This is a genomic window from Pseudobacteriovorax antillogorgiicola, from assembly GCF_900177345.1.
GTDB lineage: Bacteria > Bdellovibrionota_B > Oligoflexia > Oligoflexales > Oligoflexaceae > Pseudobacteriovorax > Pseudobacteriovorax antillogorgiicola.
Genome location: NZ_FWZT01000007.1, coordinates 59330 through 75211, shown reverse-complemented (window position 1 = coordinate 75211; position 15882 = coordinate 59330). Strand labels below are relative to the sequence as shown.

The following is a 15882-nucleotide window of genomic DNA, read 5'->3' as shown; positions in this document are numbered from 1 at the left end:
AGTCTAGAAAAGAGGGTCAAGGTGGTGTCCAAGCAGCTTCATCTTGGTTTCAAGATAGTCTTTATTGTGCTCATTAACTGCGGACAAAGAAGGAACTCGCTCGGTAATCTCTATCCCGAAATTTTTTAGCGACTCCAGCTTTTCTGGATTATTGGTATTAAGAACAATCTTATCAATGGAGCGATCTTTTAGAATTAGAGCAGCGCGATCGAAGGTTCTTAGGTCGGTTCCAAAACCCAACATGTGGTTGGCTTCGATGGTATCAGCACCTTTATTTTGCAAATCATAGGCCTTAATTTTATTACCCAGTCCAATACCACGCCCTTCTTGGCGAAGATAGATAACTGCTCCAGAGCCCCGCTTTTGAATTTCCTTCAGAGACAACGCTAATTGATCACGACAATCACACTTGAGCGAGCCCAGCACTTCACCTGTAAAGCACTCCGAGTGAACACGAATGAACGGAGCAACCGCATCACTAAGATTGTGACTGATCAGGACCGTTTCATCTTCTGACTGATTATCCTTGTACACAGAAACGAGGAACTCGCCATATACAGTCGGGACAAGCGCTTCAGAGAACAGACTGACTTCTAAAGGTGATGGACTTTGCATAGAGCCTCTTTTTAGTTTAAACCTCGTTTGGAACCCCGAAGGTATTATCGTCACATTTTGGGTAAAATTACAGCCAAAAGGCGCCAATTCGGCATAAAATACCACGCTGAGCGGTGATCATAAAGTAAATTTGAGAACAAGGGTAGCAAAATGGAGATCAGAGCAGCAAATCAGAGCGAGTTAGCAAGCGTATTCGCCACAGTCCACGAAGCCTGGCCCCACCATGAGGACCTCAACACTCATGTTTCCCGACGCCTAGCCTCCCCACAGCACCAATATGCTACATGGTATGTAGTTAAAATCAAAGATCGAATCGCGGCCAGCCTAGGGGCTTACCCCATGTCGTTTCAAGCTGGGGGACGGGTCATCAATGGCATCGCAATTGGTGCTGTGTTCACCGTAAAAAGCCAAAGAAAGCAAGGCCTTGCATTCAAGCTGATCGAGCAGGTGCATCTGCGGGCCCAGGAACAAGGCGCCACAGTAAGCCTGCTTTTTAGCGATATTTCACCAGCTTACTATGAAAAACTTGGCTATCATCAAGTGCCTATGTTTCATGGCCAAGAAGCGGCCACCTCCCATGATAGGCTTTTAATCCAATCCCGACCCATCGATGAGTTTCCTAGGGAGACCAAGGGGGTTGAGCAGGCCCATATTCTTCACACCAACAGCCACTGGCAATGGCTCCAGAAGCGCCATCAGGGGCTAGAGCATTATGTGGTAACCGATGGTTCATCGATACTCGCAAGCTTCATGACTGGCTTCTATGAGGGCCGAACATGGGTCCTGCGCTGGCACCAGCTTAGTCTCAACCCCCAAGCTTTAAAACTAGCTCTGGAGCACCTTGCAGCACACCTTGATCAACCCCAGGTAGACTATTGGTGGAGCGGGCCGTTGCCAGAGCCTTCATCGCTCAACCTTGCATCCCCACAGGCTGAAATCCCAATGATCTGTAGCTTGGATGGCGAGCAATATCACCACCATAAGTGGCAGCTCGAAGCGATCGATCATGTCTGAGTCTGCTAGCGACTAGGCTCGACAAACCAGGAGGGCTTGGCGACGCCAAAGTGCTCGCCAAGTTGCACCGCAGATACCAGTCCAGACTCCAGTAATGGAATCGCAGGAGTTCCATAGGAACCACAAAACCAGATATGACGTTTATCTAGGCTATCTTTTTGTAGATTCGCTAGACGGTTGACAGCTTTGAGGGAATCTAGGCTCACTACTGGCCGCTCAAATGTGGTGCGCCCTAAAACCTTATCCTCATCGGGGGGAATCAGCGGATTCCAGGTTTGAAATAGTGGCTCCCCCTCTTCGAAACCAGGTTCAACTTTATTGATCCAAATGGTGGCCATCGGCCAATCATACTGGCTGCTGATTCCGTAGTAAACAGGCGACCATTTGCGAGCAGGACCGGGCATCAAGCGCTCATCCCGATGCACAATCATATCACTGGTTTGATAGATAATCCGTTCCAGTAGGCTTCGCTCTTCTTCATAAGACACATCTAAAACCTCGCGCGCTTGGTTGGCCTGAGTCGCAAGGATCACATGATCGTACTCCTCTTGAACCCCATCGCGATAGTGAACCACCGCTCCTTTAGGAGATGGCTCAATACGCACCACATGGCTATCGTAGCGTACATTTTGAATGCTTTTTGCTAAGTTTGCCTGAAGCGCCCGTGTGCCGCCAATGAACCTTTGAGTGGGCGTTGTTTCCATCAAGGTTTGCATTCCGTGAATGAGAATACCCGCCGGGTATTCCATCAACGCACTATAGGAGCAGGTGCACACGGAAGAAAGAATCGGAAAAAAGAACTCATATTGAAACGCTCGGGAGTACTTAAAGTCCTCAAAAAACTTGGCCAGACGAACCTCGTCACAGTCGTCTCGCTCCAGAAACTCCTTCATATCGCGACGGAGTCTTAGGATTTCCCAGCCAACCTTAAGAAGCCAAGGCAACTGCTTCATCTTTGGCAAGACATAGCTATAGTTCTTGCCACCTATGGCTATATTCTCGTAGCGGAAGTATAGGTCGCCATTTAAGTAACCAAATGCTCCTCCATGATCCACCATGCGAAGATCAATATTCAAGTTTTGGCATAGTAAAAATAAGTTTGGATAGTAACTTTTATTGAATACCCGGAGAGGAACATCAACGACCTTGTCCCCTTGCGCTGTGCCTGCATCAACTCCATGCTGCGCCATGCCTAAGGAGGGACCTTTTTCCAAAAGAGTCACGTGATGTTTTTTTGACATTAGCCAGCCTGCTGTTAGGCCTGCAATTCCACTTCCCACTACCGCAATGCGTGTCTGCGCCATAGACCCTTGGACTCCCTGCTTCGATTGTCGAAAGTCAAATGTAACAGTAACGGTAGGAAAGTTGTAGGGCTAAGCCAGCGCTGGGCTGGCTAACTAGGATGCGTTGACAGTTTCAGCGAAGTCGTTGCTGATACTAACGTAGTTGAGGGCATCGCCCAGGGGAATCGGTCGGCTAAATAGATAACCTTGGGCAAATCGACACTCCATACCCACTAAAACCCGATGCTCTTTTTCGATTTCGATACCCTCTGCAATCACGGGGATCCCTAAGCCATTGGCCATAGCGATGATAGCATTGGTGATCACGAAAGTTTTTTCGTCTTGGAGCATACTTCGGATAAACGACTGATCCACCTTTAGGCTATCTACCTGGAATTGAGCTAAGTAGCTTAAGCTAGAATAGCCAGTACCAAAGTCATCAAGTGCAACATGAAATCCCATATCGCGACAGCGATTGATCGCCTGCAATGCGCTGGGTCCTTCCATAAAAATTCTCTCGGTCACTTCAAGTTTGATTTGCGAGGTTTTGACCCCAGCCTGAGCGATGGCTCCCTCTAAATGAGAGAAGAACTCGTCATCATGAAACTGGCGACCAGAGATGTTGATGCTCATAAATAGATCCTCATCCTCCGGATGAGATTGCCGGTAACGATGATTCAGCACTTTAAGAGCTTCCGCTGACTTTTCAATCACCCACTTGCCAATGGGTACGATAAGAGACGTTTCTTCTGCGATACCCATAAAAATATCTGGGCGCACGAGGCCACGGGTGGGACTATTCCACCGGATCAGCGCTTCAAAGCCGGAAATGCGGCCTTTTTGAAGATCCATGATCGGTTGGAAGTGAAGCATAAATTCATTAGAAACAAGGGCTTGCTTTAGCTCTGACTCAATGCGCATTTTTTCTAGGACTTTTTGGGTCTGACCTTCTCCACCCTCGTCAGTGAGAATGCCAGCTGGCTCGGGCTGAACAATCTTCGGACCGCCAGTCGCACTTTGGTTGGCTTGCCTCATCCGCGTTAAAAGCATAGATATAAGGAGCCGCACGATGGGGTCAGCAGAATCGATACGCTCTGATATCGCTTCGGAAGACACAAGAACCAGTTCGCAGGGTTCTATGGCTCTTGCAGATGCGGATCGCGGTGATCCATCGATCACAGACATTTCCCCGAAGATCTCCCCTTCCCCTAAATGAGTCAAGGTTACAGGGTTATCGTCGTCTCCAATAAAGATTTCTATCCGGCCACTTTCGATGATGTAAGCACAGTCACCAGACTGTCCTTCCCGAAAGACCAATTCACCGGCTTTAAAGCGCTTTCGTTGGCTAATCACGTTTAAGTCTCCATGGGGCGGTTTCTACATCTTTTTTCGGAGTTTTACTGGAGAATCTGTAGTTTTTTTCATTTTTCTATAAGAGGCGGGTTTAATTACAAAATAGTAAGCATCTAAAAAAGTAATTAATTTGGGTTCTAAATTTTCTTAGATCTGAGGGGTTCATATCTCCATATCTATAGAGAGGAGGATATTCAGCGTTGGGAGTGGAAAATTATGCTTTGAAGGAAGAGTGGCGGGAGCGACGGGACTTGAACCCGCGGCCTCCGGCGTGACAGGCCGGCGTTATAACCAACTTAACTACGCCCCCGCTTGAGCGAGCTTGAATATAGATAGCCTCAACTCAGATGTCTACAGAAAATGACAGAATATCAAAAATATTTCTTAGTTTACGCTATGATAAGTCATTTAGAATATGTGTGGGAGAAAGCTTGAACAGGAAAAGTGGCGGGAGCGACGGGACTTGAACCCGCGGCCTCCGGCGTGACAGGCCGGCGTTATAACCAACTTAACTACGCCCCCGCAAAGAGTGTAGAGCCAGGAATATAATGAGGCTCATGGCTAATGTCCAGCATTTTTTTGGGTAAAAATGCACTTTTAGAATCGAGCCAAGACAGCTAGAATTCACGCAGTCCGCCAATAGTTCCGAGGTCACAAAAATGAAGCCAATGATTTTATTTACTAGTCTTACCCTCTCCTCCCTTGCCAGTGGTGGCAGCGTTCACACCCACGGCGAGGGCAAGCTAAGTATCGCTGTTGATGGCAAAACTATATATTTGGAGTTAGAAGCACCTGGCCAAGATATTTTCGGTTTTGAATCCCAAGACAAAGCTAAAAAAAGCAAAGACCTCATCATGCAAAAGATGAACTTGATGCGTAAGCCAGAGAGCTTGTTTGTCTTTCCCAAAACTTCAAACTGCAAGATCAAAGCAACTTCGCTTAAGGCCTTTAACAAGGACTATGCAGCCGTCGACGGTAAAGCCAAAGATCATCACGATCACGATCACGAAGAAAAAAAGCATCAGCACAAACACGGTGACCATGCAGAGTTTTTAGGCTCATTCAAAGCTGAGTGCCAAGGCCCAGTGAGCAATATCAATCTTACAGTCAAGCTCGGTAAGAACTTCCCGGCCTTAAAGAAAATCAAAGTCCAAGTGCTCAGCGAAAAAGCGCAGTCTAGCACTACAGGCAAGGGTACAGAGTTTTCCGTCAAGCTCTGATAGTGTTTTAGCTTTCCTGGCTTTTTACGGTGATAGGCGTGGGAAAAGTTTTCCTTGTGCTTGTTTGAGCAATAAGTCGAAAACGATTCCTGAATCCTAGTGCCAGGAGAGTCATGATTCAATTGCTCCTCATCTTTCTACTAAGTCTTAGTACCCTTGGGTACGGGAGAAGCTTTGACCCTAGCGTCATGGAGCGATTCGAGTTTCTTGGAAAATATAGCTACCTGCTCAATCACGAGGGCCCGGGGCTCAAAGCCCAAGATGTTTGGACACGCTATCAAGCAAGCCCGGATCGTTTTACTAAACACAGTCACGAGAGACCCAATTACGGTTTCAGCCCCCATGAGCATTGGGGCATCATTCCGATCGAAAACTCTTCCACGGCCATGTCTATTGTCCTTGAGAATAACTTTGGTGTGATTGACGAATTTGATCTATACCTTGTCCACGATGGCGAAATTCAGACTATCTATCAGGGTGGTGATCAACGCCCCTTCGATCGGCGATACGAACTTGTTCGAAGCAACAATACCAAGATCTTAGTGCCTCACGGCACCAGCCATCTTGTGTATCGCTCTCAGGGTGTTACTATCAACATCGTCTCTCTCAGAGCATGGCATGAGCAGGACTTTCGCGCCAACATGAGGTGGGAGTATCTTGCGATTGGAACCCTTTCAGGCATCCACATCATCATGATTTTCTATAACCTATTTCTTGCAGTCAGTTCGAAGTCGAGCCTCTATTTTAAGTATGTTGTGTTTGTAGTTGCCAGCCTGGTATTTTACCTGTCGACGTTCAACATTGGTCAGGAGATTGGCTATCACCTATTCGGTATCAAAACTTATAGCAACCATATCATGCCGTTTTCGGTGTCAACGGTTTGCTTTTTCGCATGCTCCTACTCCTGGCAATTCCTTAGTATGGAGAGCTCCCGTTATCGGCTTTTCAAGCCCATATTTCTCCTTATTCTGATTCTCTGCCCCCTCAATATGATCAATGCCGTGTTTATTTCCGAATGGTATGCCGCAATCGGTGCTCTGATCATCCCTACCATTGCCATCTCAACCTTCCTGACACTTGCTGCCCTAAGGCTTCATGAGGGCTACCGTCCGGCGAAACTCTATATCGTTGCCTGGGTTTCCTATCTGTTTGGGTCAGGAGATCTGGTTGCTGCCTATCTCGGGCTTATTAACTATACTGAGTTTAACGTCTGGGGCCAGTTTATAGGAGGCTGCATCGAAATTGTCGTCTTCTCAGTGGCTTTGGGCGCTCGATACAACTATTTCCGAGCTGTTGCAGCTGACGAGATTTCTAAGCTTAATTATCGCCTTCAAGACCTCAACAAGGGCCTTGAAATCAAGGTGGAGGAACGCAGCCGCGATGTGCGCGATATACTTACCCACATCCATCAAGGAATTTTCACAATTTCAGAGCGAACCCGAATCGACCCTTCCTACTCAAAACACCTAGAGGAACTATTCGAACAGCAAGACCTTGGCAATCACGACATCATCGCGATCCTACAACGCTCCACCAAGCTGTCTGAAAATGATATCGACCAAACAAAAGCAGCACTTTTGAGCATGGTACAGGAAGACGAGATTGCTTTTTTATTGAATGAACATCTTCTGCCAAGGCATGTCCTATGGCAAAGTGCTGCTCATCAAGAACCTTTGGAATACGACCTAGACTGGGCTCACTTAAGCGATGGTCATGCGCAATCCAAGGTCCTTGTTACTGTGCGAGATATGACTGACAAGCTCAAGATGGAAGCAGAGTTTGCAAGAAAGTCGCGTGAGATTCAACTCATCGCCCAACTCATCGATGTTAACGCCGAACGATTTGCTAGCTTCCAAAAACTCAGCAACGAAATGCTTGCGGAAGTGGATGCCAAGCTTCTTGGAAAGTCATGGAATGAAGATGATCTAAGGTTCCTATTCGTGAGCTATCACACATTAAAAGGTATGTCTCGGGGTCTAGGCCTCCACTCGCTCAGCGACCAGATACACAAGGCCGAAAGCCATTTAGTAGCTGCAAGGCAAGCCGACTATTTGATCGATAGAGAAGAGTTAACTGCCGATCAAGATGGTGTTAAAGAGTGTCTTCGTGAATATATTGAGCTAAACAATCAGAAGCTCGGTCGAATTGTAGACCCCTCGTTGATGATGATATCCAAAGAACTCATACTCAGATTTCTCGACTCGTTTACAGATGTTCAAATCAATCAGAAGCTATCAAAGGATCTAGGTGCTCTGAAAAGACACTGTTTTCAAACTTTGGAAGATATTTGCTACAACCAGCTCGATGCTATTAAATCCATGAGCGATCAATTAGAGAAACCCATTCCCAAGCTACTCTTCGATAATGTTATCTATGGCTTAGAACCCAAAATAGCTGATGTGTTTGAAAGGACGATCACCCATTTAGTTCGGAACTCCCTGGCTCACGGCCTTGAAACAGGCCAGGAGCGCATCACAGCAGGTAAGAAAGAGCGAGGAGAAATCCACATAGCTCAAGAGGCAGTGGGAAGCGAGGTGGTCACCTACTTTCAGGACGACGGCCAGGGTGTTGCTCTAGATGCCATCAGGAGCAAGGCAAAAGCCTTAAACTATGAATTAACTGATGAGAACCCTGAAAGCCTCCTTAGCTTGCTGCTGGAAACGGGCTTTTCAACCCGCCAGCAAGTTGACAATATCGCAGGCCGAGGTGTGGGGTTGGATGTGGTGAAGATGTATATTGAGCATGTTGGTGGACAGTTCACAATTCAAGCGTGCTCAGAAGAAAACCATGGCCGGATCTTAGTCCGTTTCATGATCGCTCTTCCTGATCGCTATTTTTCTCACATTGAGTTTCAGTCTAGCCAGGTTGCTTAGGACGCTTCCCGATTTCAGTCATGCCAGTGGAGCTTCAAAGGACAAGGGTGGCTCAAATACAAAAACCACCGAAGGAATGAACCTTTCGGTGGTTTTAGTGGCGGGAGCGACGGGACTTGAACCCGCGGCCTCCGGCGTGACAGGCCGGCGTTATAACCAACTTAACTACGCCCCCGCTGGTGAGGATGGAATATAAAGAGACCCCAAGAACTTGTCAACAAAAAACCATAAAGTTTTTTATGCTTCCGCGAGCTGGGCTGAGTAGCCTGCTTCCTCTTTTTGCTTCTCTCGATGAGCCCATACGAAAAATACGACTGTCATCGCAATCAGCATGATAAACCCACCAGGTATCCACATGATAAGTCCACCCACTCTCTGATCTTGAAGGTGGCCCCAACGCTCCCACCAAGTAGGGAGGGGAATGCCTTCATAGGCGTATAGCACCTCGTCAGCAAAGGTGAGAATCGCGCTCAAAATGATATTAGCTGCCATGATAAAGCCCAAATAGAGCAGCCGAGCTGGAAGCGGAATGGGAGACTTCATGGGGTGTGGATCGATTAAATTACGCCATAACAGCATTGATGTAATTGCAAAGCAGGCGTGTTCTAAAAGGTGGAAGTAATCGTTCAGCAAGGCTAGGTTGTAAAATCTAGGAACATGCCAGAACCAGTAATTCACTTCGAATAGAATAAGAGACGGCAGAGGCCTTGCTATCGTGCGCTCAAACAGCCAGGTGATCCGACTGCGTAGGAGAGGAAAGTAGACATACCTCCGAAACCAAAGTGGCACTCCTCGCATCACGATGAAGAACGGCACACCGAAGAGCATAAATGGCACACCAACATGAGTGATCATCAGATGCTGAACCATATGCACCCAAAATAACTGGTCTGCTAGGGGGTCAATGGGTGGCATCAAAGCCAAGATATTAATGATAACCCCTGTAAAAAATAGCCCCACTTGCCATTTAGCAACTACCTGCCGCTTAAACTTCGGCAAAGCTCGGATATAAAATATCATGAGGAGAAGGAAGAAAATCAGGGCTGGGTCCCAGTCCCACTTAACTTCAAAGATCTCATTTGGTAGACGATCGTAGACTTCGTGAGCATAAAGCTTGGGCATAGTCACTCCTTTTCAAACCCGATAATCGGAAGGGCAAGGAGGCTCACTCTGAGCCCTCTTGCCCTGCGGGTATGCAGCTACTCAATGCGGAGCTGAACATATGCCAATTTGCTTACAAATTCAAGGAAGCTTTTATAGCATCAAAGCCAGAAGGCCAGCTGCAATTCCTATGATCAAAAGCAAAGACAGTACGAAGGTGTTTTTAATCATCTTAGGGTCGTCCTTAAGATGCATGTACCAACCAACTACCATCACGAACTTAATCAGAGAGAAGGCCGAAAGCGATGTGACAAGCACAACTTTCGAAACTCCCCAGGCCTCTCTTTGCTCGAATATCAGCCATTCAAGAAAGGTGATGACACAGAGGATAACACAAAAAATCCAGTACAGTTTGGTGCCGCCATGGGCTTCATGAGATTCTGACATTAATCAACCCTCTTATACGTACACAAATAGGTAGACGACTGTAAAAATGATGATCCAGACGACATCGACAAAGTGCCAGTAAAGGCCTGCCACCTCGATGGTATCGCTATCAAACCACGACTCGCCACGCTTCAGAGAGGTGATCAAGATAGAGGTTATCCACAGGACTCCCACAGCCACGTGCAATCCATGACAGCCAGTCAACATGTAAAAGGCCGAACCAAAAACACTCGTATCAAGCTTCAGGCCAGCATTGACAAAATGATCAAACTCGTAGTACTGGAAGCCCAAGAAAATTGCGCCACCCAAAGCAACGATAAATAACCAAAACTGCATCCACTTTAAGTTCCTAGCCCGGCAGTGATGAAGAGCTAGAACCATAGCCACCGAACTCATCAAAAGATCGAAGGTACTCAAAGTTGTTAGGTTGATATCAAAGATCTCTGGGCCCGTGGGGCCGGCAAGCCCTCGCTCACGGTTGATAAAGTAATTAACAATCAATGTTCCGAATAGGAAGCATTCGGAAGCAATCAATGTCCACATCGCAAACTTACGATTGTCGACACCTGTATTGGTTTCTATATGCGCGCTCACGAATCCCTCCTTTTACGCTTCTTCGTAGATCCAGCCGTAAGTACTTACGACAATGACTGCGAGACCAAATAAACTAATCGCCAGACCGATTCCACTTACAAAGAAGCCTGCAGCTCCTGTGGTGATACCTGCTGCCAAAACAATGGGCCAAAATGAGGGATTCGGTAGGTGAATCGCCTTCGGATCGTAGCTTGGCTCTGCTGGAAGAGTTTTCTTCTTGCCATCATCTGAGTACTTGCGGAACCAGTAGTCATCCAGACGTTGAACCGTCGGCTCGATACCGAAGTTATACTCGTGTGGTGGTGAAGGAATCGTCCACTCCAGCGTTCGACCATCCCAGCAATCCCCAGGAGCTTTCGCGCCCTTACGAAGAGACCAAATGATATTAATCACGAACAAGATAGCACCCACTGCGGTGAGATAAGCACCCATGGACACGATGAAGTTCCAAAGATCCCAGCCTTGGTCAGCAGCATAGGTATAGTTTCGACGAGGCATCCCTTGAACACCAAGAAAGTGCATCGGGAAGAACGTCATATTGAAGCCGATCATGTAAAGCCAGAACTGAATCTTACCGATACCTTCGTTCATGTATCGACCCGTGACTTTGGGGAACCAGTAGTAAATACCACCGAAGAGAGCCATCACGGCACCGCCGTAAAGAACATAGTGAAAGTGAGCGACCACGAAGTAAGTGTCTTGATGCTGAGAGTCAATAGGCGCAGAAGAGTGCATGATTCCAGACAGACCACCCAGGGTGAACATAGCTACAAAGCTGAGGCCGAAGAGGTTGGCTGTTGTGAAGCTGATGCGACCACCCCAAACCGTTGAGATCCAGTTAAAAATCTTAACCCCGGTAGGCACCGCGATAAGCATGGTTGCCGCGGTGAAGAATGTCGTCGCCCAAGGCCCCATACCTGTGGTGAACATGTGATGAGCCCAAACAGCAAAGCCTAGGAAACCAATAGCACAGCTGGAATAAACCATAACGGAGTAGCCGAATAGGGGCTTCTTCGAAAACGTTGCCAGGATCTCTGATACGATACCCATGGCTGGCAGGATTAGGATGTAAACTTCAGGGTGACCGAAAACCCAGAAGAGATGCTGCCACAAGATAACCTGACCACCATCTGCTGGATTGAAGAAACCAGTACCAAACTGTCGATCGAAAGTCACCATGAGAAGGGCGACGGTAATCACTGGCAGTGAAAGCATCAAAAGTACCTGAGTCACCAAAGTCGTCCAAATGAACATCGGCATTTTGAGAAGGGTCATGCCCTTACAGCGCATGTTAAGGATGGTTACAAAGAAGTTAACGGACGCGATCAGGGACGCTAAACCAACCACCTGCAAGCCCATGGCCCAAAAGTCGGCAGACTTGTCTGGGGTGTACTGAAGAGAGGTAAGGTTTGCGTAGCCAAACCATCCGCCGCGAGGCGCTTGGTCCACAAGGAAGCCAAAGTTCAGAAGGAATCCACCAAAGAGGAAGATCCAAAAACTTAGGGCGTTCAAGCGAGGGAAAGCAACGTCGCGAGCACCGATCATGATCGGTGTGAGATAGTTAAAAAAGGCGGCACTTAGAGGCATGACGAACAAGAAGATCATGGTCGTACCATGCATCGTCACCATACTGTTAAAGGTACGTGCTGTGATAAAATCGTTATTCGGTACGAGAAGCTGCGTTCTCATGAGCAGTGCTTCCACACCACCGAAAATTAGAAAGAAGAAGGCAGCCAAGGCATACATGATGCCGATTCGTTTATGGTCGACTGTGGTTATCCAGCTCCACAGTCCTGTTTTGGGAGAGCTTGAACTACTCATATCGCTAAAAATTCCTCCTGAGAGCAATACGTCATCGAACGTTTATTAATAAGTCTTTGCGGTTGAGTTCTGCAGATACGCTGTCAGAGCTTCAATATCTTCATCTGTGAGCTCGAAGCCCTCACCAAAAATCATCAAACTACCTGGCTTGACGTTTTGATATGGAGGCTTGCTATCAACAGAATCACGCAACCACTCGTACATGCCTTCCTTGTCATTGGGCAAAGTTCCCGCAGCTAGCATGCGACGGCTACCGAAGTTGGTAAGGTCAGGACCGACTCTACCCTGTGCTGTTGTGCCTTCGATCGCATGACAAGTGAAGCAAGTTTTTGACATGAACAGTTCCTGGCCTTTTTTCTCAAGCGCCGTTGTGACTGTCGGTGGGGTCTGAGCAACTTTAGTCCAGGCATCGAACCTTTCTTGAGGCAGGACCACAGCTTGGTAGCGCATGCGAGCATGAGACAGACCGCAAAGCTCAACGCAATGGCCTTGATAGTAATCGCCATTCTCAGCATCTTCTACAGCAGGAGTTGTGTACGTGATGTAGTTGGTTTCACCGGGTAGGTTATCAACTTTTCCACCCCAGCGAGGAATCCAGAAACTGTGGATGACGTCAGCTGATGTTAGCTCGATTGTGACGTGTTTTCCTTCTGGAACATACATCTCGTTCGCGGTTGTAATCCCAAGATCGGGATACTTGAATTCCCACCACCACTGGTGAGCAATGGCTTGAATCTTCAAGGTATCCTTAGGTGGCTCTTCAAAGCGCGAAAGGATCAATTGCACGGTCGGAATAAAGATAAAGATTAGGAGTACGATCGGAATCAATGTCCACAAGACTTCTAGCTTATGATTACCATGAATCTGCTCCGGAATCCTCGTGTCTCCTTCTTTTTCCCTAAATTTCCAAATTGCGTAGCAGAAGGGAATTGCCACCGCGAAAAAGACAAAAGTCACGATGACTGTCGTGAGGAGGTAAAGTTCGTTAATCTGTGCGCCCCACTCCGTCACACTATGCACGGTAGTCATGGGAAGCTTTTCAAAGCACGAGGTTAAACTGAAGAGAAAGCTGAAGGTTAACAGAATCTTTAACCATCTCATGGGATGTTTCATGGGCCAGACCTACTCCGTTAAATATGGGGAAACCAACGACGAAACACGGCAAATATGGAGATCTGCCGCTATCTTAACCGAGATTTGTTATAATAAGTAAAAGATTAGTGCAAGGAGTAAGAGGTCTTACCGGTACTTTGCTCTGTCTCTACGTCAACAAACCTCGGCCCAAGCCCATCAGCACAAAGAGAATAAGACTTCGATCCTGACCCCCCTTACAGGAAACCCACTACGAAACCACTAGTTTTTCTATGTCCCATAGGCTTGTTGTGCCTATTATATACATTCCCACCGATTAATCTGCAAAAAATATGCGCCGCAATCTTGCCAATTACTTGCTTCGATACTACAAGCACAATGAAGACTTTGACTGACTTGAGGCCTTATGAAAGCAAAGCAAATGTTCAACCCGTACCTAGCTGCGACGCTAGCGATCCTGACTTATATTTATTGGCCAGATACGGCTGGATTTTGGCAGAGTCCAGAGCGCCAGCAACTCAGTCAACAAGATCTTGTGCGCCAGGCTCGATCACTCCGCATTGCTCCACCCGAGATCAATGATCGGCAGCGTCAACTAGCGCAACTTGGACAACGACTCTTTTTCGATCACCGCTTTTCAGCCGATGGCTCGGTGTCTTGCAGTTCTTGCCATAAGCCGGAGCTAGACTTTACCGATGGTCTAAAGACCGCTGCAGGCATGGGTACAACCGACCGCAATACGCCAACACTTATCAATGCCTATCTTTTAGAATGGTTTTTTTGGGATGGCAGAGCGCACTCATTGGAAACCCAAGCCAAGGGCCCTATCGAAGCAAGGCTTGAGCATGGCAGCAACCGTGGCCAAGTTGCCCAGACTATCGCTCTTCATTATAAAGAATCTTATGAAGCTCTCTTCGATCCTATTTCAGTGGAGCTGGAACACCTACTTAAGTCGCCACGATTCCATGCTTCACCAAACCCTAAGGCTAAGACAAACATGAGCCAGCGCCTGGCAAGCTATGGAGTGGCCACACTTTCCGATTTTTCGTTACAAACTGAGTTCATTCAAGCGGCGGCTGATCAAAAGATGTCACCCTACGCTTGGTTTTCCCAAACTATGCTCCACTCAGAAAGTCCGCCTTCAGATTGGATTGCTGCTTATCAGGGCCTTAGCCCAAACCTTCAGAAAGAGCTGGACCAGATATTCTTAAATTTCGCTCGCGCCGTTGCAGCCTATCAAAGAACAATTTATGCGGTGAATAGCCCCTTCGATCAATTTTTGGCAAAGCTTGGGGACCAAAAGCAAGCACCCCAAGGTTTTCACTCATCATTTGGAGAAGAGCAGTGGCAAGGGTTCAAAGTTTTCGCCGAGAGTGGCTGTATCAATTGCCACAACGGCCCCCTCTTGAGCGACCAACAGTTTCACAATATAGGCTTACCAAGCCACGCTAAACTTGACATTGGTCGGGCTAGAGGCCTGCTTCTTGCCCAAACATCCCCTGTTCCCTGCGAGGCCATCGAGCCACAAGACCGGGAGGCATGTATGGAACTTAGGTATGCCGATCTAGAAAACTTTGAAGTCATGGGGGCCTTCAAGACACCAACCCTTCGCAATTTAGCAAAAACCAAGCCCTATATGCATGATGGTCGGTTTGACAGTATTGATCAAGTTCTTGATCACTATGAAGATCACGATCAAGAGCCAGCGATTGGCCATCGCTCGGAATCGATCCCTCGTTTCCAGTGGAGTGATGAAGAGAGACAACAGCTCAAGCTGTTCCTCGAATCCCTACAGTCTGAATGGAACATCCTTCAGGTGAGTCGCCAAGAAACCAACAAAAAAAGCGCGGGCTAAACCCACGCTTTTTTCATGTGCTATTTGATTCGGAACTTAGCTTAGGACTGTTCCAGAAGCCTTTGCAAAGCGTACCTTTTTGCCGTCCTGCAACTTGTAACCAACGCGAGTCGGCTTCTTCGTTTTAGGATCTACAAGGGCTACGTTGCTAATATCAAGAGGCATGGCCTTGTCTAGGATTCCACCTTCTTCGCTGGTTGTACCAGGACGAGTGTGTCTCTTAGCTAGGTTTACGCCGCCAACGTAGACTTTACCTGACTTGCGGCTAACGCGATCGATCTTACCAGTTTCGCCTTTAGACTTACCTGTAAGAACAACGACTTCGTCGCCTTTTACCAGTTTACACTTTACTTGATACTTGGTTTGTTCTGCCATCTTGCGCTTCCATTACGTTTTTTAATATGTTTGCGTATTAAATGATCCCTAAGCTTCTCGAACCAATACACGCAAGGGAAATCATCTACTACGCAATCAAAGCCGAGAAGTCAAGCCAGGATTCCTGAAATTGGCCTCCAACCATCACCTTTTGACCAATCCAAGCCGACTCACTAGTTCATTTGCATAATAAGGGCTCGATGTAGACGAAAAATGTCACTTTTCATGGTCTGCTACGA

General features: G+C 47.3%; 13 protein-coding genes and 3 tRNA genes. 4 read left to right on the top strand and 12 right to left on the bottom strand.

The annotated features are described in order from the left end of the window. Positions 1–3: 3 nt before the first annotated feature. A complete protein-coding gene (gene ribA, locus B9N89_RS10885) occupies positions 4–615 on the bottom strand; it encodes a GTP cyclohydrolase II (protein ID WP_132318527.1) in 612 nt (203 codons plus the stop codon). A gap of 150 nt (positions 616–765) precedes the next feature. Here ribA and B9N89_RS10880 point away from each other — a divergent pair, with 150 nt between their 5' ends. Continuing rightward, entirely contained in the window at positions 766–1629 is an 864-nt protein-coding gene (locus tag B9N89_RS10880; RefSeq protein ID WP_132318529.1) for a GNAT family N-acetyltransferase, read from the top strand. A gap of 5 nt (positions 1630–1634) precedes the next feature. On the opposite strand, the gene B9N89_RS10875 is transcribed toward B9N89_RS10880, so the two are convergent. The 4 genes from B9N89_RS10875 to B9N89_RS10860 all read right to left on the bottom strand — a co-directional run bounded on the left by B9N89_RS10875 (position 1635) and on the right by B9N89_RS10860 (position 4787). Continuing rightward, positions 1635–2933 (bottom strand): FAD-dependent oxidoreductase, encoded by a 1299-nt coding sequence (locus B9N89_RS10875; RefSeq protein ID WP_132318531.1) that lies wholly within the window; start codon positions 2931–2933, stop codon positions 1635–1637. 93 nt (positions 2934–3026) lie between these two features. After that, on the bottom strand, positions 3027–4265 hold the full coding sequence (locus tag B9N89_RS10870) for an EAL domain-containing protein (RefSeq protein ID WP_132318533.1): 1239 nt from the start codon (positions 4263–4265) through the stop codon (positions 3027–3029). 233 nt (positions 4266–4498) lie between these two features. Further along, positions 4499–4575: transfer RNA gene (locus tag B9N89_RS10865), tRNA-Asp, on the bottom strand. A gap of 135 nt (positions 4576–4710) precedes the next feature. After that, positions 4711–4787: transfer RNA gene (locus tag B9N89_RS10860), tRNA-Asp, on the bottom strand. A 146-nt stretch (positions 4788–4933) separates the two neighbouring features. Here B9N89_RS10860 and B9N89_RS10855 point away from each other — a divergent pair. Beyond that, positions 4934–5485 carry a ZrgA family zinc uptake protein gene (locus tag B9N89_RS10855; protein ID WP_234996092.1) on the top strand — a complete coding sequence of 184 codons (552 nt, stop codon included), beginning with the start codon at positions 4934–4936 and terminating at the stop codon, positions 5483–5485. Positions 5486–5598: 113 nt separating this feature from the next. Then, positions 5599–8358 carry a 7TM diverse intracellular signaling domain-containing protein gene (locus B9N89_RS10850; protein WP_132318537.1) on the top strand — a complete coding sequence of 920 codons (2760 nt, stop codon included), beginning with the start codon at positions 5599–5601 and terminating at the stop codon, positions 8356–8358. Between the two features lie 98 nt (positions 8359–8456). On the opposite strand, the gene B9N89_RS10845 is transcribed toward B9N89_RS10850, so the two are convergent. The 6 genes from B9N89_RS10845 to coxB form a co-directional block, all read right to left on the bottom strand. After that, positions 8457–8533 (bottom strand) — tRNA-Asp (locus B9N89_RS10845). Positions 8534–8595: 62 nt separating this feature from the next. After that, positions 8596–9480, bottom strand: a complete 885-nt coding sequence (locus B9N89_RS10840; RefSeq protein WP_132318539.1) for a cytochrome c oxidase assembly protein — start codon at positions 9478–9480, stop codon at positions 8596–8598. A 132-nt stretch (positions 9481–9612) separates the two neighbouring features. After that, positions 9613–9906 carry a cytochrome C oxidase subunit IV family protein gene (locus B9N89_RS10835; protein WP_132318541.1) on the bottom strand — a complete coding sequence of 98 codons (294 nt, stop codon included), beginning with the start codon at positions 9904–9906 and terminating at the stop codon, positions 9613–9615. Positions 9907–9918: 12 nt separating this feature from the next. After that, positions 9919–10500: a cytochrome c oxidase subunit 3 gene (locus tag B9N89_RS10830; RefSeq protein WP_200820695.1), complete on the bottom strand. Its 582-nt coding sequence runs from the start codon at positions 10498–10500 to the stop codon at positions 9919–9921. Between the two features lie 12 nt (positions 10501–10512). Further along, positions 10513–12321 (bottom strand): cytochrome c oxidase subunit I, encoded by a 1809-nt coding sequence (ctaD, locus tag B9N89_RS10825; RefSeq protein ID WP_132318543.1) that lies wholly within the window; start codon positions 12319–12321, stop codon positions 10513–10515. A gap of 45 nt (positions 12322–12366) precedes the next feature. Beyond that, positions 12367–13422, bottom strand: coding sequence for a cytochrome c oxidase subunit II (coxB, locus tag B9N89_RS10820; protein ID WP_159455297.1), 1056 nt, complete (start codon positions 13420–13422; stop codon positions 12367–12369). Between the two features lie 397 nt (positions 13423–13819). Here coxB and B9N89_RS10815 point away from each other — a divergent pair, with 397 nt between their 5' ends. Continuing rightward, complete coding sequence (locus tag B9N89_RS10815) at positions 13820–15268, top strand: cytochrome-c peroxidase (protein WP_132318547.1); 1449 nt, start codon at positions 13820–13822, stop codon at positions 15266–15268. A 36-nt stretch (positions 15269–15304) separates the two neighbouring features. Here the strand turns inward: B9N89_RS10815 and rplX are convergent, their stop codons facing one another. Then, positions 15305–15643 carry a 50S ribosomal protein L24 gene (gene rplX, locus B9N89_RS10810; RefSeq protein WP_132318549.1) on the bottom strand — a complete coding sequence of 113 codons (339 nt, stop codon included), beginning with the start codon at positions 15641–15643 and terminating at the stop codon, positions 15305–15307. Positions 15644–15882: the final 239 nt, after the last annotated feature.

What these genes read in the sequence shown, in the direction of transcription:
- B9N89_RS10875 (WP_132318531.1), bottom strand. Translation starts at nt 2,933, where the DNA reads ATGGCGCAGACACGCATTGCGGTAGTGGGAAGTGGAATTGCAGGCCTA.
- B9N89_RS10815 (WP_132318547.1), top strand. Translation starts at nt 13,820, where the DNA reads ATGAAAGCAAAGCAAATGTTCAACCCGTACCTAGCTGCGACGCTAGCG.
- B9N89_RS10855 (WP_234996092.1), top strand. Translation starts at nt 4,934, where the DNA reads ATGATTTTATTTACTAGTCTTACCCTCTCCTCCCTTGCCAGTGGTGGC.
- rplX (WP_132318549.1), bottom strand. Translation starts at nt 15,643, where the DNA reads ATGGCAGAACAAACCAAGTATCAAGTAAAGTGTAAACTGGTAAAAGGC.
- B9N89_RS10880 (WP_132318529.1), top strand. Translation starts at nt 766, where the DNA reads ATGGAGATCAGAGCAGCAAATCAGAGCGAGTTAGCAAGCGTATTCGCC.
- B9N89_RS10840 (WP_132318539.1), bottom strand. Translation starts at nt 9,480, where the DNA reads ATGCCCAAGCTTTATGCTCACGAAGTCTACGATCGTCTACCAAATGAG.
- ctaD (WP_132318543.1), bottom strand. Translation starts at nt 12,321, where the DNA reads ATGAGTAGTTCAAGCTCTCCCAAAACAGGACTGTGGAGCTGGATAACC.
- B9N89_RS10835 (WP_132318541.1), bottom strand. Translation starts at nt 9,906, where the DNA reads ATGTCAGAATCTCATGAAGCCCATGGCGGCACCAAACTGTACTGGATT.
- B9N89_RS10850 (WP_132318537.1), top strand. Translation starts at nt 5,599, where the DNA reads ATGATTCAATTGCTCCTCATCTTTCTACTAAGTCTTAGTACCCTTGGG.
- coxB (WP_159455297.1), bottom strand. Translation starts at nt 13,422, where the DNA reads ATGAGATGGTTAAAGATTCTGTTAACCTTCAGCTTTCTCTTCAGTTTA.
- ribA (WP_132318527.1), bottom strand. Translation starts at nt 615, where the DNA reads ATGCAAAGTCCATCACCTTTAGAAGTCAGTCTGTTCTCTGAAGCGCTT.